Genomic DNA, 22,775 nt, shown 5'->3' with positions numbered 1-22,775 from the left:
CCCCAAGGCTCGGTCTGCTCGTCAATAACAGTCTGCAGCTTCTCGTTGACCTTGTCGCGCTCGGAGAGCAGTTCGTCGAGCATGTGCTGGCCGACCGTGCTCCGCAGGGTGGTCTGGGCGATCAGCGCGGTCGCCTTCACGTAGTTCTCGATCTTCAGAAGCGCGTCCTCGGGGTTGACCACCCTGAAGTACACCACCGCGTCCACCGTCACAGGCACGTTGTCGGAAGTCATCATCTCCTGCTTGGGAACATCCATGGTCACCACGCGCAGGTCCACGCTGAACATCTTATCCACGAATGGGATTAGAAACCGGATTCCGGGGAGCAGTATGCGGTTGTACCTTCCCAGTCGCAGCACGACGCCGCGCTCGAACTCCTTGATGATCCGGATCATCGAGGGTATCAGGATGCCGAATACCACGAACAGAGCTGCAACAATGCCTACCAGGTTTTCCATCTGTTAAGTCTCCTTTCTGACGTGCAGATTGAGTCCATCCACCTTCACCACCCGAACGAGTTCGCCCTCGCTTATCGGCTCTCCGTCCGACACCGCATTCCAGAGCGAACCCTCCAGGAAGACCTTGCCTTTCGGGTCTATGTTGGTCCGCGCCTCGACGACGCGGTCCATCAGCGCCTCTCCGCCGGTGACGATCTTCGCCTTCTGCGCCTTTATCGCCGACCCGACGGCGAATACGAAGAACGCGAATGTGAGAACCGCAAGCGTGATCACCAGGCTGACCGAGACACGGAACACCGGCGAGGGCGTTTCAAACAGAATCAAGGCTCCTATCACGAAAGCGATCACCCCTCCCACGGAGAGAATGCCGTGCCCCGCTACCAGCAGGTCGGCTATGAAAAGCGCCGCCGCGAAGACGATCAGCGCGATCCCGGCGGTGTTGACCGGCAGGATGGCGAACGAGAACAGCGCGAGGATCAGCGCGATCCCTCCGACGATGCCGGGGAAGATCGAGCCGGGGTTGTTCAGCTCGAAGATGATGCCGTAGATGGCGATCGTCATCAGGATCAATACCACATTCGGGTTGCCGATGATCGCCAGGAAGCGCTCCCGGAGGCTCTGGCCGACCTCCTCGGTTCGCGCGCCCTTCGTCTTGAGCGTAACCGCGCCCGAATCGAGCTTGACCTTGCGGCCGTCAACCGCGTCGAGGAGAGCCTTGTCGTCCTCTGCGACGAGGTCAATGACGTTCTTGTTCTTCGCCTCGGTCGCGCTGGAGGAGATGCTCTGCCTGACCGCGGCCTCGGCCCATTGGATGTTTCTGCCGCGCCGCTCGGCGATTGAGCGCGCGTAGGCCGCCGCGTCCTCCTCCATCTTCTTGCTCATCACCTCGTCCTGCTTCGGCTTCTCGCCGCCGGACTCACCTCCGCCTCCGCCGCTTCCCCCGATCGCTACCGGGTGAGCCGCGCCTATAGCCGTTCCGGGGGCCATCGCCGCCACATGGGCCGCAATCGTGATGATCGCGCCCGCGGATGCCGCCCGCGCCCCCTTCGGCGAGACGTAGACGATCACCGGCACTTCCGATGCAAAGATGTCCTTGATGATCGCGCGCATCGAGTCGTCGAGACCGCCCGGGGTGTCCAGGCGGACCAGAAGCGCCTGCGCCTTGGCGTCCTCCGCGATCTCGATCGCGCGGTGGACGTACATCGCCGCCGCCGGGCTGATCGGCCCGTTGATCGTGGTCGTCTTTACGAGCGGCCGGCTTCCCTGAGCGGATACGAAGGCGATCGAGAAGACCAGAAGCGTGACGGCAAGCGCGGCGAGGCATCGGCCCCGATCATCGGGCATCCGGCGCGAACGGCCGGGGGATAAGCCGCATACCCTGCGGCGCAGAGCGTAGATCACGGACGAAGCTTCGGCCTTCTTCATGACTGCACCCTCTGACGGCACGGGGCTGCGCGCCCGAACCAGGGGAATATTAGCCCTTTTGCGGGTGCGTGTCAATCCGAGGCGCCGGGCGAACGGTCTGGCGGATGATCGGTTCACGGGCAGCAGGGGCGGACCCGCCCTGGAGACATGTCGCCCGCCCGCGCGCCGGAGATCATTTGCCGGGCTTTCGGAAGGTGATCACCTGGATCCTCGTGACCTTGTTCTCCTTGTCCGACGTGATGCTCACGCTGGTCTTTACGCCCCCCTTGGGCTCGAGGGTGAACACCGCTATCTTCTCGCTGCCGGCAGTCTGGTTCATGGTGTTCTCGACGTTCCTGAGCTTCGACTCGTAGAATGCGAAGACCTTGTCGAAGTCATCTCTCGTGCTCAGCATGTGGTGCTTCATCGTCTCCGATTGACCCGCCGAGCCTTCGTAACTGCCGGAGACATCCCCGACCGCACCCGGGTACACGGGGACCCCGAGTTCGGCCTCGGTGACTGCCTTCCTTTTGACCTCCACGGTGGTCTTCCCGTCGCCGGTCTCCGCCTCTATCGTGCGGTCGCCGCCCTTTTCGGTCACGGTGGCATGCCCTCCCGGAAGTGCGACCGTGCGCTTGTTGGCGCATCCCGTCGCAAGCAAGGCCGCCGCAAGGGCCGGCAGTATCAGTACTCTCAATGCTCGCATGGTTGACTCCTACCGGGGCCGTTTGGCACAGGTACGCTGAGGGTTGTGCCTGTTTCGCCCACCGAGGCGGATCACCAGAATCTGCCCCAGGTGTGCTTGCGGAGATAGTCGTAGAAGAGCTTGATTCCCGCTATGCCGGCGGACGCCAGAACCGCGAGTCCGATCCTTTCTCGATTCTTCACTACTTCCCTCCCCAAAGCCGACTGTCAACTCACAGTCTAGCACAACACGGGGCTGCCGACAATCCGACATCGGCCCATCCTGTCTTGTCCCCGCCGCTCAGCTTACCGGGACATCGCCGGGTTCGAAGGATTGCCGAGCCGTCGGGTAGAACAGTCGGTTATGCAGGATCAACCAGAGAACCCCGAACTCGATTCATCGGCTCAGTCCCTTCGACTGAAGGCGTGGGAGAGTGCCTGGGATGCCTACTGGGAAGGCGGCGGCTCGTCCACCTATGAGCTTCCGGCCGGCAGCCCGGTCAAGCGAGAGCGCGACTTCCTGATGCGGACCAGAACCCTGGAGCACGAGGCTTCACGGCTGCACACCATCACCGAGGAGTTCATCCGCGGCTTCGAGGCTCTGTACGATCTCGGTCCGGCCGTCACGGTGTTCGGCTCGGCCAGGCTGGGGGAGGACAATCCTTACTACGCGAAGGGGATGGAGATCGGAGCGGAACTGGCGAGAGCGGGTTTCGCGGTGGTCACCGGCGGCGGGCCGGGCCTCATGGAGGCCGTCAACCGCGGTGCGCGCGAAGCGAACGGGGTCAGCGTCGGGTGCAACATCATCCTGCCCGACGAGCAGGAACCCAACCCGTACGTTGACAAGGCCATACAGTTTCACTACTTCTTCGTGCGCAAAGTGATGCTCGTGAAGTACTCGTGCGCGTTCGTCATCATGCCGGGAGGGCTCGGAACGCTGGACGAGATGTTCGAGGCCGCGACCCTCGTCCAGACCCGCAAGGTGGGGCCGTTCCCGCTCATCTGCGTCGGGTCGGACTTCTGGAGCTGCATGAGGGACCTGGACAGCCGTCTCGTGAAGGCCGGCACCCTGAGAGAGAACGAGACGGAGTTCATACAACTGACCGACTCGCCGCAGGAAGCCGTCGAGATGATCCTCTGCGCTCTTCCCGACGCCGTCAGGGAGTCTCTCGTCCCCATCACCTGCCCGTGATCGCCCGGCTTCCCGCCGGCGGATCAGGCCACTCTGTCGAGGTCAATGTACCCCCGCTCGACGTCCACCGCATCGAGCTCGACGCGTATTCGGTCGCCCACGTCAACACCCTCGAACCCTCGAAGCAGCTTGCCCTCGGCGGGCACGCTCAGCAGCCTTGCCCATGTGCCCTTGTAGGATGTCCCGGTGACTACGGCATCGAACTGCTCGCCGATCCTGGATTCCAGTAGAAGCGCGGCCGCGGACTTCCCGACCTGCCGCTCCACTTTGTCCGCCGCGTCCTCCTGTTCCGTGCAGTGTCTGGCCAGTTCCTCCAGTTCGAAGTAGTCGTAAGCCGCGGGAGCGCCGTCCAGAGCGGATTTCAGCATGCGCTGCGTGATCAGGTCAGGGTATCGGCGATTCGGGGCCGTGCTGTGGGAATAGGCTCTCACCGCAAGGCCGAAATGCCCCTGCTCGGCGTCGCCCGGGAACTGCGCGACGTACTCACCGGATCCGAGGAGCTTGACTATGGTGAGGGCCAGGTCCGGGAATCTTGGCGGATCGGCGGCTTTCTCCTTCACTAGAAACTGCTCCAGCGCCTTTGAGTCCGGCTGCTCCGGAAGCCTGAACCCGCGATCCGCGGCAACGCCGACGATACGATCCCACCTCTTGGGGATGCGAACGATCCGGCGGATGGACGGGAGATTCCTCGACGAGAGAAACCGGGCGGTCACGCCGTTCGCCCCGATCATGAAGTCCTCTATGATGTCCCTGGCTCGATTCTTGATCTCGACCTGCAGGTCGCAGAGTTCGTCGCCCTCAAACACGGCCTTGGCTTCGATGGTCTCAAGGCTCAGGGCTCCGTGCACGTGTCGGTAGTCCTTCATGCGGCGGGCGACTCTGTCCTGAAGGCGCAGGTTCTCCTCCAGTCCCTCCACGGCCGCGGCTGCCTCCGGCACCTCGCCCTCGCCGTCCAGCCACGCGGCGATGCTGTTATACGTAAGTTTCGCGTGGTTGCGGACGCGCGCCCGGTAGATGTCCGAGTCTCGCAGGATCCCGCCTCTGTCAATCACCATCTCGATGACGATCGCCCCCCTGTCCTCATCGGGATTCAATGAAGTGAGGTTCGTGGAGAGCATCTCCGGAAGCATCGGGAATATCTCGGCCGCGGTGTACACCGAGGTGGTGTTGTGCCGGGCGTGCGCATCAACCGCCGAGCCGTCCTTGACGCGCGAATCCACGTCGGCCACCGCGACGAGTATCTTCGCCTCGTCTCCCGGCATCACCTCTGCGACGGTGAGCTGATCGAGGTCGAGCGAATCGTCATTGTCTATCGAGGCCCACAGAAGGCCCCTGAGGTCCCGGAGCGACTCATCCGCCGTTCCATCGGAGGCCTCTGCTCCGTCGAGTTCGGCAAGCGCCGCGGCCGAGAAATACGGGAGCAGCCCCCTCTCGACCATCACCCTGCGCGCGATCCGCTGAAGAATCTCTCGGTGCTGTTCATAGCCTGAGTTCATGCTTTGTACCTGCCGGTCTCCAGAGCCTTTCTATTGGCGTCGGTGGGGAGAAGGTTGCGCGTCGTGACTGCGGCATATCCATACCGGCCGGGCCACACGGCCTGACACGGCATGTGCAGGAACGAACCGCGCCGCACCCGCGAGTCCGCGCAGAGCTCGCGGGGCGTCTGAGAACCCTCCCATCCGGCTGGCTTGGAAGGATCCTCAGACGCGCATCTAAGCTCAAAATCGATGGCGGAGAGGGTGGGATTCGAACCCACGGTGACTTGCGCCACGACGGTTTTCAAGACCGCTCCCTTAGACCACTCGGGCACCTCTCCAAGTGCTTCTGCGACCGTTTTCACGCTCAAAATCCGCGATCGCCGCGCCTTCTAGTACCGTCTATATACAGCCAATGCCCCCCAGTTTTCCCGCGAAATATGGGATCAATATGGGATCAGAATGGGATTGATCCGGCTTTCCGGGGCGGGCAAATATGGGATTTCAGCGGGGTCATTATAGCGGAACGGGGCGGAAGTGGCAATGAAGAACTGCTCCAAAACTGCGAGCCTGCGTCAGGCCGACCATTCTACTCCGGGAAGCTGCCTACGGCTTGCGAATAAGTCTTGGTGGACGGGTCTCGACTTTACTGCTATAATGAATGGCGATGCGTTGGCAACTGTCGATGACAACTAGTCTGCAAAACTTGCAGGATGGTGTGACTCGGCGTGCAAGTATGACCCGCCTAAGCGCATAATCGGCGCCGAACGGTGACCCACTTTGCTAAGCGTGCGTTAGGCGCGTGCAGACGGATCTGTATTGGACCCCCAAGGTGGGTCAATATTCAGTGCCGATTCACATGGCTGGACTACAGGTTTCGGAGCGGACTCGACAGTGGGCTACTGGTCATCTCTAGTCACCCGAACGGTTTCGGGAACCGTTCGCAGATACGTCCTGAACGACAAATCTGAGCGTGAGATCCGCCGATCATCACGCCTGACCCACGTTTTGCCACTCTCACGCATCCAAAATGGAAATTCCGTGCCGAATGTGGTATGATTTATCGGCAGTTTATCGGCAATGCGTGGTGTCGTTATCGGCAATGGATTCGTGCACATGAAGACCGTCTGGCAACCCAGATACACGATCACACCGGCAATCGCTCGGCACCTGATGGACATCGAGGCTGCCCGTGTCGTGGTCGAGTCAACACCCCTGCCCCCGGTCGTCGAAGCTGAGCTGTCGAGGCGGGCGAGGCTGCGGTCAACTCACTACTCGACCAGGATCGAGGGTAACAGGCTGACGCTCCAGGAAGCAGACGAAGTAGTATCCCGAAGGCGTCGTAGCTTCCACGGGCGGGAGCGTGACGCGGCGGAAGTGCGCAACTACTGGAATGCCCTGTTGCGTGTCGAGGATTGGGCTAGAAGGAACAAGCCCTTCACCGAAGACACTATCAGGCGGATTCACGCAATCGTGATGAACGGCAGCCGGGCGAAGCCGCTTCCTTACAGGGATGGACAGAATGCGATCAGGGATTCGGTCTCCGGGCGACTTGTCTACATGCCTCCTGAAGCCCACGACGTGCCTGCACTGATGAGTCAACTCACCGACTGGATCCAGAGAGCCGAGAAGGAGCAGGTGCCGACCGTGATGCTGGCAGGGCTCGCCCACTACCAGTTCGTCACCATCCACCCCTACTATGACGGCAATGGGCGCACCTCACGCCTTCTCGCCACATTCATCCTCCACGCAGGCGGCTACGGTCTGAACGGATTGTTCAGTCTTGAGGAGTATCACGCCCGTGATCTGGACGCTTATTACTCGGCGCTCGATGTGGGCGAACATCACAACTACTACATGGGTCGTACAGAAGCCGACCTTACCGGCTGGGTGGACTACTTCGTCAGTACGCTTTCGACGGTGTTCACGGCTGCGAGGGAGGAAGCACAGCGTTATGCCGATCAGGGCATGCCCGCAGAGCCAGAGGAGCTTCAGAAACTGGACCACAGGGCTAGAGTCGTCGTCGCTTTGTTTGCCAGTCGAGAGGTGATCAGGGCTTCCGACGTGGCATTGGCTCTGGGGCTCTCGGACCGGATGGCGAGAGTGCTTATGCAGCAGTGGGTCAATGACGGGTGGTTGGTCGTTGCCGATCTGTCGAGGCGTGGACGGAGCTACTCGCTGGCTGCCGACTATCGCCGGTTCGTCCGCCCGGACGTAGCATAGAGTGTCCGGAGGAGTGGCACAGGAAGGTGCGCCCGACGGTTCTCTCTTTCGATAGATTTCGCCATATTTTCCCATATTTCCCACGGATAACTGCGGGTATCGGACAGTACTGTGTGAATCGGCGTACAAGTATGACCCTCCTGAGCGCATAATCGGCGTCGAACGGCGACCCACTTTGCTGAGTGTGCGCTGAGCGTGCGGGGATGGGTCAGTATTGGACGCCGATGGTGGTCAGTATTCAGTGCCGACTCACAATTTGACTTCCACGACGCCGTCTGGTACACTCATCTGCAGAAAAGGACACTTTTTGGCGGTATATGCAGATGAAAAGCCTGCGCGCAAAGGACTTCGTGCTATCCCGACTTGAGCACGGTTACTACACGTTTTCCCTGCAAGATGCGGAGAATGCCGTTGGCACTGGCGAGAAGACCCGGAGAGCGCTCAGCAGGCTGGCAAAACATGGCTGGCTCTTCTCTCCCAGTACAGGCTTCTACGTCATAATCGACCCACAGCACCAGGGAAGCGGATTTCTGCCCGTGGAGTGGTTCGTTGACGACTGGATGAAGCATCTCGGCGGACGGTACTACATCGGCATGTTGAGCGCCGCCATGCTCCACGGAGCTTCACACCAGAAGCCCCAGCAGGTTCAGGTTGTTCGAGACAGAGAGTTCCGAGACCTGGCCAAGGGCCCCTACAGCATCTCGTTCTTCTTCAAGAAGCAGATCCCGGGTACTTGTTGCGAAAAGCGGCAATCGCCTGCCGGTTACTTCAACGTGAGCACGCCCGAGGTCACCGCCTACGATATACTCAGGTACCCCAAGGCCTGCCCGTCACTGGATCTCGCGGCTACGGTTCTGCAGGAACTCGGGGAACGGATCACCTCGGATCACCTGGCCGCGCTGATTGATTCAGGTTCAGAGGTTGCCGTCCTCCAGCGGCTCGGCTGGCTGCTGGACAACACCGGTTGGGCTGAGAAGACCGGTGCGCTCGCGGACGGGTTGCGCGGCAAGCAGACGAAGTGGCGCGCCGCGCGCACCGATATGCCCGCGGACGGCCCGCGCGACCCCAAGTGGCGGGTAATCGCAAATGCCGAGATCGAGGCGGACCTGTGATCCCGAATGCTTACATAACCGAGTGGCAGCAATACGCCCCGTGGAGTCACCCTGACATGGTCGAGCAGGACCTCGTCATCAGCCGGGTCTTGCTCGAACTGTTCGGAGACGAAGAGATCAGCCGCCGGCTGGCGTTCCGCGGCGGTACGGCGCTGTACAAGCTGTTTCTACTTCCGGCGGCACGCTATTCCGAAGACGTGGACCTTGTCCAGCTTGATCCCGCACCGACCGGTCCGACGCTCGATCGCATTCGCGGCCTGCTCGATCATTTGCTCGGCGTGCCCAACTACCAGCATCGGCTTGCATCGTTCCGTCTGGTCTACCGCTTTGTCGCGGAAGCAGATCCCGCCACGACTTTGCGGCTGAAGTTGGAGATCAATACCCGCGAACACGTCGGGCGCACCAGGATCGCCCGAATGCCTTTGTCGGTCGAATCTCGCTGGATTAGTGGATCGACCGAGATAACGACGTTTCCTCTTGAGGAACTCCTGGGAACGAAGCTTCGGGCTCTATACCAACGCAAGAAGGGCCGTGATCTTTTCGATCTGGACTACGCTCTGCGGATGTCCGATCTGCACGCCCGTGAGGTTGTGGAAGCCTTCGTCGAATACGTCGCCGCTGACGGCCTCCGCATCACCGGACCCGAGTTCATCGCCAACCTGATGGACAAGCGCGAGGATGCGCATTTCCGCCGCGATATCGTGCCACTGCTTCGCGCGGGCATCGAGTTCGACTTCGATAAGGCGATTGACCGGGTCGTCCAGGCCTTCGTCCGGCATATCGACGCAGCTTGGGCCGGTCGTTGACCGTCGTTCGTGCCGGGCAAGGCGGGATTGGCCTATTGTGAATCGGCGTGCAATAATGACCCGCCTCAGCAATCCCTCCGGACCCTCCGGGATAACCCGGACAGAGGCGAACCAAGATCGGAAGCACTACGACACCCTTACTGCCGGGGATGGGTCAATATTGGATGCCGATGCACACTTCCCAGGGGGTGACAGAATCCCGGAACATCCACAATAGCGCTTCCTCCGCTTGACACAGTGAACTCAAATCGGGTACGATCGAACCCAGGATGGGTGCAATCATGACAACGATGAGTATCGGTTCAGCACTTTTCGGCGGGGTTCGGCAGGCGGTACTTGCGATCCTCTTCTGCCACAGTGACGAATCTTTCCACCTGCGCCACATCGTGCGCGCCGTCGGGATGGGGCACGGGGCTGTGCAGCGTGAGTTGGCTCGCCTGGTGGATGCAGGCCTGGTGATCAGATCGCGGCGAGGCAACCAGGTCCTATACAAGGCGAACAAGGAATCCCCCGTGTTCGCGGAACTGCGCGGTTTGATGGTCAAGACCGTCGGCATCGCGGACGTCCTGAGGGCCTCGCTCGCGGCACTTTCGGACCGCATCGAGGTGGCCTTCATGTACGGTTCCGTCGCGAGAGGCACGGAGCGTGTGAATCGGCGTACAAGTATGACCCTCCTGCGCGCATAATCGGCGCCGAACGGTGACCCACTTCGCTGAGCGTGTGCTAAGCGTAAGGAGATGGGTCAGTATTGGATGCCGACGGTGGGTGAATACTCAGTGCCGATTCACACATTATCCCAGGCCGATTCACAGGACATTATCTTCCCTTGAACTCTCGGATGTTCTGAACCTTCCAGAGGAGAGCAGGATGGTGAAGGATTCGGTCAGCAAGGTCGGCATCATCTGTGAGGCGCGAAGGTTCCAACTGGCCGTGATCCAGAACGCGGTCAAGAAACTCCCGCTCCGCATCGGAGAATGGAAGGACTACGCTCAGGGCGGTGCGGGTTTCCTCCACCATCTGCCGCGCCCAGTCGTCGGAATCGGTCACTCCGGCGAGATGCTCCGATCGCAGAACCGGGAACAGGGTGCTGCGGAGTTCTCGAGTCTCGAAGCCGACGTCATCCACCGACACTGTCCGCCAGTCATTGCGGCTCATGGCCCCATAGACTGTGAATGCGAGGCGAAGCCTGCAAGGATCGAAGGCAGCTTGCGTCAGGAACAGGTGCGCGTCGAAGAGGTCTCTGGCCGCGTGCCGAGAAAGCAGCGCCGCGAGTTTCCCCGCAGCGAGTTCGTGTTCGTTCAGGACAGGGATTCCCGACACGGAGTGGGAGCCGACCTGGCGAGAACCCCGAACCTCCAAGGGCCAAAGCAGTACTCGGAACATGAAGTTCAGGTCTACTTCCACGTTTCCGCCTTGGCCCAATGCGCTGTCATACCGGAGTCGCCACTTCCCACCGGCATGGTCTTCCGGTATGCGCTGGATGCCGAAATCCTGCCGGCCGCAGACGGCCGCGATCGCCTGCTCGACCTTCGGCCTCTCCGCAAGCATGGTGTCACGATCCGCCGCACCGATGTAGTTCAGGTCTATGTCAACCGACAAGCGCGGCAGATCGAAGACGAACAGGTTCAGGGCGGTCCCGCCCTTCAGCGCGATTCGATTCTTCAGGTACGGGTGGTGAGTGAATCCTTCGAGTAGTCCGAGCAGGTGGATGACCTTCTCCAGCATCTCCGGACGGAAACCGGTTGCCGCCGATTCGGCGGTGAGGTGCTCGATTGACACCCTCATCGGACTTCCTCCCAGCTTCGGTTGAGTATCCTTTCGGGTACTATCAGGTTCCAGGGCTCGACAAGTCGTGCAGGTTCGCGGGCCGAGCGCTCCAGGTAGTGCGCCCTCTTCGGGACGTGCGCCCGAAGCCGGGGCAGGGAGGATTCCTCCACCATCAACTGCTCTGCGTGTTGCTCGAGGTAGAAGCCGACCTTGGCGACGGTGGTCGCGTTGTCGAGCATCAAAGCATACTCAGTGACCTGCTCGAGATCGAAGTACTCGACCGATTCCAGTGACCTCCATATCTCCTCCCAGCCGCCGGACGAAGCCGGACGGTCGAGGACATCAACTAGGGTACGCTCAAGGTTTGTGACCCGAGCCTCCAGTCCAGAGCGGTCAGCGGTCTCGACTCCGAAGTTTTCCTGTCTACGCTGCAGGAGCGACGTGGGGAACGCCGCTCCGCGGAACGTATCTCCGCGGAACTCGGCGCGACGGGTGGCTGTTCGCGTCAGGTAGGTGAACTCGTGGAACGCGGAATACGCTCTGCCGTGGAACTCCAGTGCCGTGTGGTATGCGAGGGCGGCATCGGGCGTCATTCTCGACGCGATTAGGAACGGGTCGGGGTGTACCATCTCTGGCGTTTGACCGAAGGGAACGACGGAATAGAGTCCCCGTCGAACGCGCACTAGGCGCCCTGATTTCGTATAGTGAGTCAGAAGGGCCTTGCGCGTTCTCACGTTGCTCGAGTCCCGCAGAGCCAGATGGTCTGCGAACTCCTCATAGGTAAACACCGGATGTGTGGCGAAGAACTCCTGCATGGCAATCACCCCGCTGTACTTGATTCCGAGCTGCAATAATCGTAAAGAGTTTACGACTTTTGCCATTCGATGTCAAGTGATTGGGCCTCATCCTAGCATGCAGTAGCGCCAAATGCAAATCCGGTAGCATTTGGTACGGCCACTTTGGGTGGCGCGGGCGGTTGCAGATGAATTCAATCAGCCGTTGGACCTTAGAATGAGGAGTCTCCCTCGCATGCCTACGGCTTCCTAAGGGCAAGAGCGGTCGCCCGCACGGAGTTGCACTTCGGCGCCGAAACGCTCGCTGTGGCAGAACTTGGCAGAAACTTGGGAGGAACTTGGGACAGATCTGGGACACCGGGGCTGAATGGGAGGAAGAAGGGACTTCCTGAGCGTGAAAAGCCCCAGATCCGGAAGCCTTTCAAGACCGTTGCCTTAGTCCGCTCGGCCACCTCTCCACGCCCGTCTATTACCGCTTCACGCTCAAAAAGCGGAGTGGACTTGCCTTGTATTGCCCTCTATAGGCGAGTATTTCACCGCAGTAGATGGGAGATTTCCCGCCCAAAACGGGGCACGGAACCGGCAGCTCCACAGGTGCATTATACCGCACCCGGCGAGGATCGGCAATCTGGCCTGCCAACCGGCATGCAATACTGATCCACCATCGGCGTCCAATACTGATCCGTCTCCGCACGCATGACGCACGCTCAACAGAGTGGGTCACCGTTCGGCGCCGACTATGCGCTCAGGAGGGTCATACTTGTAGGCCGATTCGCAGGATGCCGACGGTGGGTCAATACTCGGTGCCGATTCACGATCCGGCGGGCGTTCCTCCGCAATGCAAGCCTCTCAGCCGCTCTATACGGCGGCCGCCAAGGCCTACTGAAGCTTTGTGACGCTCGAGGCGTCCAGTGCGGGGTGAGTCGAGTCAGGCGACCAGGCGCCGGCTGCCATCACGTAGTCCCCGATCTGCAGCCCGTGAGCGGGTGACAGAACCCGGACAGGCATCGCCGACCCGTCGTCAATCGTGAAAGCGTCAAGGTCCGCGGACACAACGCGGCCGAATGCCGTGAACAGGTAAGTTGCCGCCGCCTCTCCGATAACACCGTGGAGGTCCCGATTCGTGATCGCGAACACCCGAAGTGTGGAGTCGTAGATCGTATGGCAGTCTCCGTCTCCGGAAGCGGGTGCGGACCTGTTGCCGACCGAGTCAACCGCCACAAGGTCGAAGTAGTAGATGCCGTCGCCGTCAGGAGCAAAAGTGAAGCCGCCGCCGGCGCCTGTCGAAGACAGCCCCGAATCCGTCCACAGGCCGCCTGCGCCAATGCGGTACCACAGATCTACCCTTGCCAGGGCATAGTCATCCGAAGCCCCGGAGTAGCTGACCCTGAACGGGGCGTTTGCGCGAGCCGGCGATGAGGCCGTACCGGCGAGAGGCGGAACCGAGTCCGATATGTAGTCCTGTGCGGCGGTGCTCGACTGGATGTTGTTGTACGACCGAGGCGGCGTCGAGAAGACGATCCCCTCCTTGTACGGCGTGACTGTGCCGGACCAGCCGACGGGCACGGACAGGCTGTAGTATCCGTCGACTCCGGTAGTCGTGCTGCCTCCGTCGCTGCCTGCGGATATGCTTGCTCCCATGATCGGACCAGACCCGGTCAGCGCATAGCCGGTGATCGTGACGAACTGTCCTGACCATTTCCAGTAATCCCCGCCGCCGGACAGCGCCTGTCGCTGGGCATAGATAGTTCGGGAGTCGGTGACCCTGAGTATCCCAAAATCCGCGTCTTCGTTGGTCGCACCGTCGTCGAACACCGTCGTGCCGCGCCAGGAGTAGCAGTGCGTATCGTGGCTGTGCCCGTGGAGCACACACACCACCCTGTGCCCGACCAGCTTCGCCGCCAGTGCGTCCCGCTCCGCCTGGGTGTACCACAGCCCGCTGTCGTCAAGCGGGTAGTGCAGGAAGCAGACAATCGGCGTACCCCTCGTCGTGACCGCCAGGTCGGCCTCGAGCCAGGCCAGCACTTGATCGTCCGCGTACCTGCCCAGGCACACGAAGTGCACGCCGCCAATATCCACGGAGTAGCACACGTTGCCTTCCTGAATGCCGCCCGTCCCGGAGCCGTAGCGTGCCATCAGTCCCTGCGCTACCACCGTCGAAGTGCCCGACGTCGTCGTGCCGAGCCATCTGTAGTAGTCGTGATTGCCCGGAGCGGCGTAGACAGGGTAGTGCAGGCGGTTGGCGTCCGGGGCGCCATCTGCAGGGAAGCAGTAGTCGAACCCGCTCCACTGCTGCCTGAAGTCGTCATCGCTCGCCGAGTGGAAGAGAGTGCCGCCCGTGCAGAGATCTCCGCAGAGAATAGCTGCGCTCGGGGTAGCGACCGTACCGCCGATGCTGCCGGGATAGGCCGCGCCCGCGATGGTGTTCATCCTCTGTATGCACAACTGGACTTTGGCGGAAGGCGAGGCGCTGCCAAAGTGAGTATCTGAAGCGACTGCGACTGTCGCATCCTGCGCGTCGGCGGGCAGCGCGCATATGACCGTGCAAACACAGAGAAGCAACAGGAAGCATCTCAGAGCCATCGTCAACTCCTTCCTGCACTTGCCTCCCGCGAGGCGCGAGGGCGCGCAGGGGTTCGTTCGGCACCGGTTGATCGAGCACTCCGTCCGCTATCTATTCTACCATGGAATCCGTCTATCTCAGACGCTTGCTTGCAGGAAAGTCGAGTTACTCTGACTCGATGTGCACGTATGACCCTCCCAAGCGCGTAATCGGCGCCGAACGATGCCCCACCTTCCTGAGCGTGCGCCAAGCGTACGGAGATGGGTCAGCATTGAACGCCGAGGGCGAGACAGTATTCGGTGCCGATTCACGTGCGGCTGACCGCAGAGGTAATTCAGGCGAAATTGCTACTTGACCACCAGGACCGAGCATGGTGTCAGGCGCACAAGGCTCTGGCAGGTGCTCCCCATCACGCGGTCGTACAGTGCCGAATGCCCCATGAATCCGAGCACCAGCAGGTCGAACCCGCCCGACTTCGCGAACTCGACGATCGTCTTCACTTCATGCCCGATAACTATGTGGGAATGGATGTCAACCCCCCGTCGGTCGCCCATATCTCGCGCTCTCTCGACAGCCTCGCGGAATCTGTGATCGGCCAGATCCTGCTCCTCCACCACCTCGCCGATCGTTTCTGCAAAGTGAGGGATTTCCTCAACGGATATCGTGTGGAGTTCAGCTTTATAGAGCCTTGCCAACTCAATCGCTTCCTCCAGGGCCTTGAACGAGTTCTCTGACCCGTCAAGCCCTAGCAGCAGCTTCTTGTGCATCGGATGCCTCCTCCTCTGCGATCTCCAGCTTGGGCTGGAACCATCTCTGTGCGATAAGCGTAGGAACGACCGCGCTGCCAATCACTGCGGTCACCAGCACCGTGTACTGGTCCTGGTTGATGATGCCGTTGTTCAGGCCGAACAAGGCGCAGATGCTCCCGAAAGTGAGACCGGTGGACATCATGAGCGTCGTGTAGATTCCCTCGCGCTTCCCGAATCGGAACACTTGGGTCAGGGGCTGGATGCCGATGGACTTCGTAACCATTTTCACCGCCAGCAGCACCAGGATAAGTCCGAGGGAGGTGGCCGCGGTCTCGAACTTGACGAGCGATCCGGCCTTCAGGAAGAAGAACGGTGTAAGCAGGGAAAACGCTATCACGCGAATGCGCTGGGCCAGAATCCTCTCCCGCAGGAAGAACGGCGCGAGCACCATTCCGATGAGATACGCAGGGAGCACGGCCTCGCTCTTGGCGACGTTGGCCAGTCCGCCAAGTCCGAACAGGACCAGCAGGATGAACTTCGTCTCGGGTTCGCTGATCCTGTTCCCGACCCGCGCGAAGAACCAGGGCACGAACTTCGGGAGCAGCCACATAACGACACCGGTCACTATAGCGAACAGGGCCAGCCAGGCATTGTAGTTTGCAAAGAGTATGCCGAGTACCAGCACCGTCCCAAGATCATTGATGAAACACGCCGCGAGGATGATCTTCCCGATCTCGGTCCGGTTGAAGCCGGTCTCGACCATCACGGCGTAGACCACGGCGACCGACGTTGTGGAGAGTGCCAGGGCCGCTATCTCGGCCTGAGCCCAGGTCCAACCGCTGACGAAGCGAGTATACAGCAGTACGCCGGCGAAGGGCAGTGCAAAGCCGGCGGATCCTATACTCATGCTCGATGCGAAGTGTCTGCGCAGGACGACCGGGTCGATCTCCGCTCCCGCAAGAAAAGTGAGCAGGATAGCCCCGACCCCCGCAAGGTAGGTGACCCATGGAGTAACCGAGAGGCCCAGCAGATTGCCGCCGAGCGAGCCGACGATGATCTCGATGAGAGCGACGGATATCGCGAGCCTGATCGAGATGAGGGAGGCCAGCAGAGCCAGCCCGATCCAGAACGCAGAAGCCAACCAGTGATTGTCCACCACAAACCCCTTTCAGGCTATCGGTGTTGCCCGTATAGAAGTCATCAGTCCTGCGCGCTACGGGACGGTTGTGGTGGACTTCATCACCCGTAGATTCCGGAGCCTCATTGTACCAAGAGCCGGCATGCAGGTCAATATTCTCAGGTCAGCCGCTGAGAGCGATCAGATATGCCCTCGACCGAGCACCGAGCAGAGCGGTCGAGGGCATGCGGCAGCCTCAGCGCCCCACGCTGTAGAATGCATCGCTTCCCGGATACCGAGCGGCCGTGCCCAGTTCCTCTTCGATGCGCAGGAGGCGGTTGTACTTCGCTGCGCGCTCCGTTCTCGCCGGAGCGCCGGTCTTGATCTGGCCGGTGTTCACACCCACAACCAGGTCGGCGATCGTAGTGTCTTCCGTCTCGCCGGAGCGATGCGAGACCACGGCCGTCCATCCTGCCTGCTTGGCCATCTGGATGGTTTCGAGAGTCTCCGTCAGCGTACCGATCTGGTTCAGCTTGATGAGGATCGAGTTCGCAGCTTTGAGCTCGACACCCTTCTTGAGGAAGGATGGATTGGTGACGAAGATGTCGTCCCCCACGAGCTGTATCTTCTTCCCAAGCTTCTCATTCAGGAGTTTCCATCCGGCCCAGTCATCCTCCGCCAGTCCGTCTTCGAGATTGACGATGGGATACTTCTCAATCAGTCCCGCATAGTAGTCAACCATCTCGGCGCTGGTCTTGGTAGTGCCCTCGCCCCTGAGCAAATACTTGTCGTCCTGGTAGAACTCGCTCGCCGCGGGATCAAGCGAGATCGCCACCTGTTCCCCCGGCCGGTAGCCTGCCTTCTCAATCGCCTCTACGATCACGGCGATCGCCTCTTCATTCGCCTTCAGGTTCGGGGCGAATCCGCCCTCGTCTCCGACCGACGTGCTGAGCCCTCTGCTCTTCAGCACGGACTTCAGGCTGTGATATACCTCAGAGCACCAGCGCAGGGCTTCGGCAAAGCTGGACGCCCCAACGGGCATGGCCATGAACTCCTGAAGGTCCACGTTGCTGTCGGCGTGCTTGCCGCCGTTGAGGATGTTCATCATAGGCACCGGCAGGTCTCGGGCGCCGGCTCCGCCGACATATCGGTACAGGGGCAGCCCGCTGAACTCCGCTGCCGCTTTGGCTACCGCAAGGGAGACGCCCAGGATGGCATTGGCTCCGAGCTTCGACTTGTTCGGGGTGCCGTCCAACTCGATCATCGCCTGGTCTACGGCGATCTGCTCGACGGCGTCCATGCCCTCCACTTGTTCCGCGATAGCAGAGTTGACGTTCTCGACCGCCTTCAGGACGCCCTTGCCGCCGTAGCGTGACTTGTCCTCATCCCTAAGCTCGACGGCTTCGTTTGTTCCCGTGGACGCTCCGGATGGGACAGCAGCCCATCCCTTGGTGCCGTCGGCCAGGTAGACCTCCACCTCTACCGTCGGATTCCCTCTGGAGTCCAGGATTTCCCTTGCCTGGACGTGCTCGATTGTTGAACCCATTGATGATCCTCCTCATTCAGTGTGATGCGAAATAACCAGACCGCATGAAGGCCTGGTGCGTTGCCGATATCGTTTCACAATGACTGCTGTGCAAGGCGCGTGTCGAGCCGGCTGGCTCCTCCTGCACTGATCCGGGCAAGGGCCTTCTCTGCCGCATCACGAACCGTTCGGTTCGGATCTGTTTCTGCCGCTGATTCCAGTGCGCTGACCGCTTCATCCCCGCATAGCTCTCCCAACGCACCGGCTGCTCTGACTCTGACCACCATCGCCCCACGCTCCAGCATGTGTGACAGAATGGGAACAGCGCTCATATCCTTCAACTTGCCCAATGCCTCAGTGGCGGCCTCCGCGAGGCCTGGCTCAGGTGTTCCCTCCAGAATTGCGATCAGCGGCTCAACAGCTCTCTTATCGCCGATCTTGCCCAGTATCTCTGCCGCAAACTGCGCTACCTCGGGCACCGGATGCTTCAGCGAAAAACCGATCAGCGTGTCAACGAAATCATCTCCCTCTTTGTGATGGACACGGGTCATTCCAGCTCCTCGGGTGCATCCGATTCACCGGCAAGGTCATCCCCGGCGGAGAGCACCGAACTCATCTTCAGCACAAGATCAATCAGCCGCTGGATGCGTGGTGACAAGAAAGACTCCGCCTCATTGGATATCGGTCCGTAGCCCGCTAGTTTCTGAGGACGGGTGTCTTCGAGGTCACTCCATGCGAAAGCCAGAATCGATTGAACCTGCGCTCTAATGCTGTATCCGCCATAGTCCGGACTGAGCACCTGATCCACGTCTCTCAACTCCTCACGCACTCTGCAGAGCAGTTCTGAGAGTCTGGATCTCTCCTCGGCGCTTATGCGGTCCACGCGTCGGCTGAACAGGTTTCCCTCTGAATGCGACGTCAGAATACGTTCGATCTCGCTGAGCCGCTCCTCCAGTTGCGAGAAGCGTACCGCGAGCACTCGTCTCTGGTTCGAACTCAAGTTCATAGCGGCATCTCACCAACGCATGTCATCTCATCTGCCCGCTTCCACTTGTGAGTGAGCCTGAGGCACCAGGCTGAGGCCGACGAACGCCAGGGCAGCCAAGGCTGCGCCAAAGGCAAACGGCGCGGCAGGCGATATCTTGTTCCAGAGTACGCCGGCAATAACACTGGCTGGGAGCGCCATGACTCCGATAGACGCATTGTAGAGACCGTATGCCGCACCTCGGTTCTTGTCGGGAACAAGCTCGGCGACCATGGCTTTGGCCGAACCCTCCGTAAGGGCGTAGAAGAGCCCGTACAGCGCATAGAACACCCATATCATCCACGGTGCGCTTGCCAGCGCGAAGCCGAGATACGCCAGCGCATACACCGCCCATCCGTAGCGAATGACTTGCCGTCTGCCGACCCGGTCCGCGAGGTTTCCCGCAGGGATGGCGGTGAGGGCGGAAACCAGGTTGAACAGTGCATAGACTATCGGGATCAGCGTCACCGGCACACCCACGTTTTGTGCCCGAAGTATGATGAAGGCATCCGAGGAGTTGCCGATCGTGAACAGCAGCATTATCCCGAGAAAGGCTGCAAACGGTCCTCTGAATGCCCGCAGCGAGATAGGCTGCTTCTTGACCGACGCACAGCGCTCCTTCACGAAAAGGCCGATGATCACAAGTGGGACGGCGGCGATGGCCCCCGCAACCAGGAAAACGATATGATACTTGTTCGGGTGGTTGACCAACGCCCTCAGGATCAGAAACGCGACAAGCGGCCCTACGACCGATCCCAGCGTATCGAGCGTGCGCTGTACGCCGAAAGCGAAACCAAGCTTACGGCCGCCGGCGGAACTGGCCACGAGCGCATCTCTGGGAGCGTCCTTGAGTCCTTTGCCGAGACCGTCTCCGAGGCGCAGTCCCAGGGCGGATATGCCGGATCCGGCAAAGCCCAGCCCGAAGCGGCCGAGCGCCGAGAGTGCATAGCCTGTGAACACGATAGCCTTTCTCATTCCGAGAGCATCAGAGAGATAGCCGGCCCCTATCTTGGACAGGCTGACGACTGAGGTGAGCAGGCCCTCGATCAGGCCGACGAACTCCTTGTTCAGCCCAAGCACCTTGGTGTAGAACAAAGGCAGAATCGGCTGGATCATGTCCTGCGCCAGCCCGCCGAAGAACGCCACCCAGCCGAGGGTGACAACGTTGCGCTCCAGGCCGCGATCGCCGTCGGCATCTGCATCGCCTGCTGCGGTCGCTCCCATAGGTCCTACGTCAGCGCTGCCGACAGGAACCGTGTCTTCAGTTCCATAGCCCATATTATAGTACCTCCATCAAGACAGGCTCTACGCGCAAGCCTGTCGCGTACTCCGCTGAGGATGGCGACGTTCTCAGTGCTCTATGATCAGGCCGACGAGATGCATCGAGACCACCATAAGCGAAGTGAAGACCAGGAAGGCAACTATCGCTGCTTCGATCCCATGCCTGATCGGCTCCCTGTTGCTGGCGTAGTGGTGAGACCACTCCTCATAGGTGATCAGGAACGCGGCGAGACCCGCAAGGGCGCTGATTACTAACCCTATTGGTATTAGAGCATCCATTCGCAGTTCCTATCGCAGTGATCATTGTGCCCTCACTCTCCACATGAGCGGCGCTGCAAGCCCCATCAGCACAGCCGCATACGCGGACCCGCGAATGTCGAGATTGCTGTCCACAGCCTGCCGTCGACCAGACTGGATGCTAAGTCCCCCGATTCCGTTCACGGTTGGTAGCGCCCCGCAACCTGGCTCCCATCGTCCATCATGATTCGGCTTCCTCAGGTACTCGGGGACATATCAGTCTTGATCTCCAGCAGCCTCGCCAGCACGTCGTTCACACAGCGATACTGGTCGTCAAGCTGCAAGAGCGAGGCATCCACCGCTTCCTGCCCTTTCGCCCGCTCATCCATCGCTTTTCGCACGGCCGATTCCATCCCTTGAGCAGTATCCTCTATCTTTGCATCAAGCATCTTCGCATATTCGTGGATGCTGGTCTGCAGCCTCTGGACGAAGTCATAGCGCATCTGACCGCAGTGCATGTCAAACTGCTCCCAGAGCCTCTCCCACGCAGCTCGCAGGAGTCTCCTGCGCATCCAACGTCCAGGCAGAATGTAGAGCAGGGGCAGGGCGGCAAACTCAAAGTTCACTCGGATGTTCCAAGTCCTTACGAAGAAACGACTGAACCCGCTGAGTTGCTGGTCTGGGGCGAAGTGCTCGAGCTTCAGATCGAACACGTCTCCGGATATGTCGTGCACTTGATCGATCAGAGCGTTGATCTTGTCCGTGAATCCCTGAAGTCTGTCGTTCAGCAGTTCGGATACCCGCGGTAACTCGGACGCCTGCCACGCAGCGAGAACCTCCTGGACGATGCCGGGCATGCAGTTGTTGAGGTGATTGAGCACGGCCGCCGCGTTGCCCCCAGAGGCTTCCTCGCTGACCTGCGCCAGCCTCTTGTACAGCGGCCTGCGCTGGCTGGAGCGGAGCGCCGCAAGGTCAGCATCGAGCTGCTCCACCACCAGCTTGTTCAAGACCTGTTCCAGCAGGTAGAGGTCTTCCTCTTTCTGCTTTCGTACGGAAAGCAGGCGTGCGCTGAAGAGTCGGAGTTTTTCCTCCAGCTCCACGACAGGGGTTTGAACCGCCTTGCGCTCGAGTTCTATGCCCACTCGTATGTCCGAGGCCGACTTTATAGCGCCGTTGGCCCCAGAGAGCAGCGAGATCAGACCGCGCTCTTTCATGAGGAATGTGCCGAGTGCCTGCTCGAACTCGTCTATGTTGCTGGATACCAGCACGTTGCGGTTGTCTGATATCTTGCCCTCAAGCGCTAGCCTTGCCGATATCGGGAAGATCTGCAATGAGTCATACCCGAGTTCCTCCTCGATGACCCGCTTGTTGAACTGCACGGACTCGCTGAGTTCCTCGCTTGACAGACGATCTGCCTTGTTCTGAACGAAGAATATCTTTGAAACGTATTGCCTGATGCGTACGACAAACTCCCGCTCGCTGCCGCTTATCGGGGGGTCTGCAGCGACCAGAAAGACCGCGGCGTCCGCATGGGGGAGAAACTCAAGAGCTACTTCGGTGTTGTGTTCGTAGACGGATCCGACGCCTGGAGTATCGATTATCTGCAGACCCTCTTTCAACAGCGGCGACGGCTCGAATACCTCGACTCGGGACACGCGCTTGTGGTTCTCGGGGTTCTCGGACTCCGTTATGTAGGCAGGAAGCTTGGTAATCGGAACGTCGAGAGTGCGACCGTCCATGAAAAAGATGGTTGCTCGCTCTTCCTCTCCGTATCGCACCAGCGTGATGATGCAGGTGAGCGGGACGACTGCGGTTGGGAGAAGGTCCTTTCCGAGGAGCGAGTTGATGAAAGTGCTCTTTCCGCGCTTGAACTCGCCGAACACGACCAGGTTGAACCGGTTCTCCTCAAGACGCTCCTTCGCGGCCGACGAAGAGTCGAGCACCCGGTCGGCGCCCCTGTCTGCGGCAAGGCGGTTCAGCGCTTCGAATGCTTCGATTATCTGCTCCCGAGCAGTTCCGTATGAGTCAAGCATCATTAGTCCCTCGGCAGCCCGATAAGCAAAAGGCCCCTGTCTCAGGCCCACGCAAACTCACGTGAGGCTGAGGCAGGAGCCATTAGTCCACTCACAGACTGTTCTCCCTATCCGATCAGGTAGGGAAGGCGGCCCTCCATCGCCCTTCATTCTCAGTCCGTTTATACCATACCGGGTGCAATCAGTCAACATCCCGGCGCAATAGAGGTCACTCCTGCTGGAGTGTGTACATTTGTTTTGGGCTCGTGTCTCGCGGACTTGATTTTCATCACTATGCCGCCAGCGCTTCCAGGGCTTTCTGGCGGGCGCGCTTCGCCTTCTGCACGCGCTC

At 60.3% G+C, this 22,775-nt stretch carries 20 protein-coding genes and 1 tRNA gene; 5 read left to right on the top strand and 16 right to left on the bottom strand.

What is annotated here, in order from left to right; translation table 11 throughout:
* From KBC96_14195 to KBC96_14185, 3 genes are all read right to left on the bottom strand, one after another.
* The coding region (locus KBC96_14195; GenBank protein MBP6965543.1) for a slipin family protein at positions 1–458 on the bottom strand (458 nt) is incomplete at its 3' end.
* A 3-nt stretch (positions 459–461) separates the two neighbouring features.
* Positions 462–1,883: a nodulation protein NfeD gene (locus tag KBC96_14190; GenBank protein ID MBP6965542.1), complete on the bottom strand. Its 1,422-nt coding sequence runs from the start codon at positions 1,881–1,883 to the stop codon at positions 462–464.
* 172 nt (positions 1,884–2,055) lie between these two features.
* On the bottom strand, positions 2,056–2,568 hold the full coding sequence (locus KBC96_14185; protein MBP6965541.1) for a hypothetical protein: 513 nt from the start codon (positions 2,566–2,568) through the stop codon (positions 2,056–2,058).
* A 342-nt stretch (positions 2,569–2,910) separates the two neighbouring features.
* Between KBC96_14185 and KBC96_14180 the strand changes: the two genes are divergently transcribed.
* Positions 2,911–3,738: a TIGR00730 family Rossman fold protein gene (locus KBC96_14180; protein MBP6965540.1), complete on the top strand. Its 828-nt coding sequence runs from the start codon at positions 2,911–2,913 to the stop codon at positions 3,736–3,738.
* A gap of 23 nt (positions 3,739–3,761) precedes the next feature.
* Here the strand turns inward: KBC96_14180 and KBC96_14175 are convergent, their stop codons facing one another.
* Both KBC96_14175 and KBC96_14170 read right to left on the bottom strand, forming a co-directional pair.
* Positions 3,762–5,234 carry an RNB domain-containing ribonuclease gene (locus KBC96_14175; GenBank protein ID MBP6965539.1) on the bottom strand — a complete coding sequence of 491 codons (1,473 nt, stop codon included), beginning with the start codon at positions 5,232–5,234 and terminating at the stop codon, positions 3,762–3,764.
* A 232-nt stretch (positions 5,235–5,466) separates the two neighbouring features.
* Positions 5,467–5,554, bottom strand: a tRNA-Ser gene (locus KBC96_14170).
* Between the two features lie 775 nt (positions 5,555–6,329).
* Between KBC96_14170 and KBC96_14165 the strand changes: the two genes are divergently transcribed.
* The 4 genes from KBC96_14165 (at position 6,330) to KBC96_14150 (ending at position 10,040) form a co-directional block, all read left to right on the top strand.
* The gene (locus tag KBC96_14165; protein MBP6965538.1) at positions 6,330–7,436 is read left to right on the top strand and encodes a Fic family protein; all 1,107 of its coding nucleotides are present in this window, start codon (positions 6,330–6,332) and stop codon (positions 7,434–7,436) included.
* A gap of 323 nt (positions 7,437–7,759) precedes the next feature.
* Entirely contained in the window at positions 7,760–8,548 is a 789-nt protein-coding gene (locus KBC96_14160) for a type IV toxin-antitoxin system AbiEi family antitoxin (GenBank protein ID MBP6965537.1), read from the top strand.
* Positions 8,545–9,354 carry a nucleotidyl transferase AbiEii/AbiGii toxin family protein gene (locus KBC96_14155; protein MBP6965536.1) on the top strand — a complete coding sequence of 270 codons (810 nt, stop codon included), beginning with the start codon at positions 8,545–8,547 and terminating at the stop codon, positions 9,352–9,354. Before KBC96_14160 ends, KBC96_14155 begins: the two co-directional genes overlap by 4 nt.
* A gap of 281 nt (positions 9,355–9,635) precedes the next feature.
* The gene (locus KBC96_14150) at positions 9,636–10,040 is read left to right on the top strand and encodes a winged helix-turn-helix transcriptional regulator (protein MBP6965535.1); all 405 of its coding nucleotides are present in this window, start codon (positions 9,636–9,638) and stop codon (positions 10,038–10,040) included.
* A gap of 130 nt (positions 10,041–10,170) precedes the next feature.
* Here KBC96_14150 and KBC96_14145 read toward each other — a convergent pair whose 3' ends face one another.
* The 11 genes from KBC96_14145 to KBC96_14095 form a co-directional block, all read right to left on the bottom strand.
* On the bottom strand, positions 10,171–11,139 hold the full coding sequence (locus KBC96_14145; GenBank protein MBP6965534.1) for a nucleotidyl transferase AbiEii/AbiGii toxin family protein: 969 nt from the start codon (positions 11,137–11,139) through the stop codon (positions 10,171–10,173).
* Positions 11,136–11,942: a transcriptional regulator gene (locus KBC96_14140; GenBank protein ID MBP6965533.1), complete on the bottom strand. Its 807-nt coding sequence runs from the start codon at positions 11,940–11,942 to the stop codon at positions 11,136–11,138. The genes KBC96_14145 and KBC96_14140 overlap by 4 nt, the downstream gene beginning before the upstream one ends.
* Before the next feature lie 852 nt (positions 11,943–12,794).
* Positions 12,795–14,498 (bottom strand): metallophosphoesterase, encoded by a 1,704-nt coding sequence (locus tag KBC96_14135; GenBank protein MBP6965532.1) that lies wholly within the window; start codon positions 14,496–14,498, stop codon positions 12,795–12,797.
* 327 nt (positions 14,499–14,825) lie between these two features.
* Complete coding sequence (locus KBC96_14130) at positions 14,826–15,245, bottom strand: universal stress protein (protein MBP6965531.1); 420 nt, start codon at positions 15,243–15,245, stop codon at positions 14,826–14,828.
* Positions 15,217–16,383 (bottom strand): cation:proton antiporter, encoded by a 1,167-nt coding sequence (locus KBC96_14125; protein ID MBP6965530.1) that lies wholly within the window; start codon positions 16,381–16,383, stop codon positions 15,217–15,219. Before KBC96_14125 ends, KBC96_14130 begins: the two co-directional genes overlap by 29 nt.
* A 217-nt stretch (positions 16,384–16,600) precedes the next feature.
* Entirely contained in the window at positions 16,601–17,890 is a 1,290-nt protein-coding gene (gene eno, locus KBC96_14120; GenBank protein ID MBP6965529.1) for a phosphopyruvate hydratase, read from the bottom strand.
* Between the two features lie 74 nt (positions 17,891–17,964).
* Entirely contained in the window at positions 17,965–18,420 is a 456-nt protein-coding gene (locus KBC96_14115; protein ID MBP6965528.1) for a HEAT repeat domain-containing protein, read from the bottom strand.
* A complete protein-coding gene (locus tag KBC96_14110) occupies positions 18,417–18,875 on the bottom strand; it encodes a hypothetical protein (protein ID MBP6965527.1) in 459 nt (152 codons plus the stop codon). The genes KBC96_14115 and KBC96_14110 overlap by 4 nt, the downstream gene beginning before the upstream one ends.
* Positions 18,876–18,902: 27 nt before the next feature.
* Complete coding sequence (locus tag KBC96_14105; protein ID MBP6965526.1) at positions 18,903–20,117, bottom strand: MFS transporter; 1,215 nt, start codon at positions 20,115–20,117, stop codon at positions 18,903–18,905.
* A gap of 126 nt (positions 20,118–20,243) precedes the next feature.
* The gene (locus KBC96_14100; protein MBP6965525.1) at positions 20,244–20,453 is read right to left on the bottom strand and encodes a hypothetical protein; all 210 of its coding nucleotides are present in this window, start codon (positions 20,451–20,453) and stop codon (positions 20,244–20,246) included.
* Between the two features lie 215 nt (positions 20,454–20,668).
* Entirely contained in the window at positions 20,669–22,447 is a 1,779-nt protein-coding gene (locus tag KBC96_14095) for a dynamin family protein (protein ID MBP6965524.1), read from the bottom strand.
* Between the last annotated feature and the right edge of the window lie 328 nt (positions 22,448–22,775).

It is taken from the genome of Armatimonadota bacterium, assembly GCA_017993055.1.
In the GTDB taxonomy this organism is placed as follows: Bacteria; Armatimonadota; UBA5829; order DTJY01; family DTJY01; genus JAGONM01.
The sequence above is the reverse complement of the archived record's forward strand: the minus strand, read 5'-3'. Positions and strand labels throughout refer to the sequence as shown.

Bases quoted from the DNA above. Each gene is read 5' to 3' on its own strand.
- KBC96_14190 (MBP6965542.1), bottom strand. From the start codon at position 1,883: ATGAAGAAGGCCGAAGCTTCGTCCGTGATCTACGCTCTGCGCCGCAGG.
- KBC96_14185 (MBP6965541.1), bottom strand. From the start codon at position 2,568: ATGCGAGCATTGAGAGTACTGATACTGCCGGCCCTTGCGGCGGCCTTG.
- KBC96_14180 (MBP6965540.1), top strand. From the start codon at position 2,911: ATGCAGGATCAACCAGAGAACCCCGAACTCGATTCATCGGCTCAGTCC.
- KBC96_14175 (MBP6965539.1), bottom strand. From the start codon at position 5,234: ATGAACTCAGGCTATGAACAGCACCGAGAGATTCTTCAGCGGATCGCG.
- KBC96_14165 (MBP6965538.1), top strand. From the start codon at position 6,330: ATGAAGACCGTCTGGCAACCCAGATACACGATCACACCGGCAATCGCT.
- KBC96_14160 (MBP6965537.1), top strand. From the start codon at position 7,760: ATGAAAAGCCTGCGCGCAAAGGACTTCGTGCTATCCCGACTTGAGCAC.
- KBC96_14150 (MBP6965535.1), top strand. From the start codon at position 9,636: ATGACAACGATGAGTATCGGTTCAGCACTTTTCGGCGGGGTTCGGCAG.
- KBC96_14145 (MBP6965534.1), bottom strand. From the start codon at position 11,139: ATGAGGGTGTCAATCGAGCACCTCACCGCCGAATCGGCGGCAACCGGT.
- KBC96_14135 (MBP6965532.1), bottom strand. From the start codon at position 14,498: ATGGCTCTGAGATGCTTCCTGTTGCTTCTCTGTGTTTGCACGGTCATA.
- KBC96_14130 (MBP6965531.1), bottom strand. From the start codon at position 15,245: ATGCACAAGAAGCTGCTGCTAGGGCTTGACGGGTCAGAGAACTCGTTC.
- eno (MBP6965529.1), bottom strand. From the start codon at position 17,890: ATGGGTTCAACAATCGAGCACGTCCAGGCAAGGGAAATCCTGGACTCC.
- KBC96_14115 (MBP6965528.1), bottom strand. From the start codon at position 18,420: ATGACCCGTGTCCATCACAAAGAGGGAGATGATTTCGTTGACACGCTG.
- KBC96_14110 (MBP6965527.1), bottom strand. From the start codon at position 18,875: ATGAACTTGAGTTCGAACCAGAGACGAGTGCTCGCGGTACGCTTCTCG.
- KBC96_14105 (MBP6965526.1), bottom strand. From the start codon at position 20,117: ATGGGAGCGACCGCAGCAGGCGATGCAGATGCCGACGGCGATCGCGGC.
- KBC96_14100 (MBP6965525.1), bottom strand. From the start codon at position 20,453: ATGGATGCTCTAATACCAATAGGGTTAGTAATCAGCGCCCTTGCGGGT.
- KBC96_14095 (MBP6965524.1), bottom strand. From the start codon at position 22,447: ATGATGCTTGACTCATACGGAACTGCTCGGGAGCAGATAATCGAAGCA.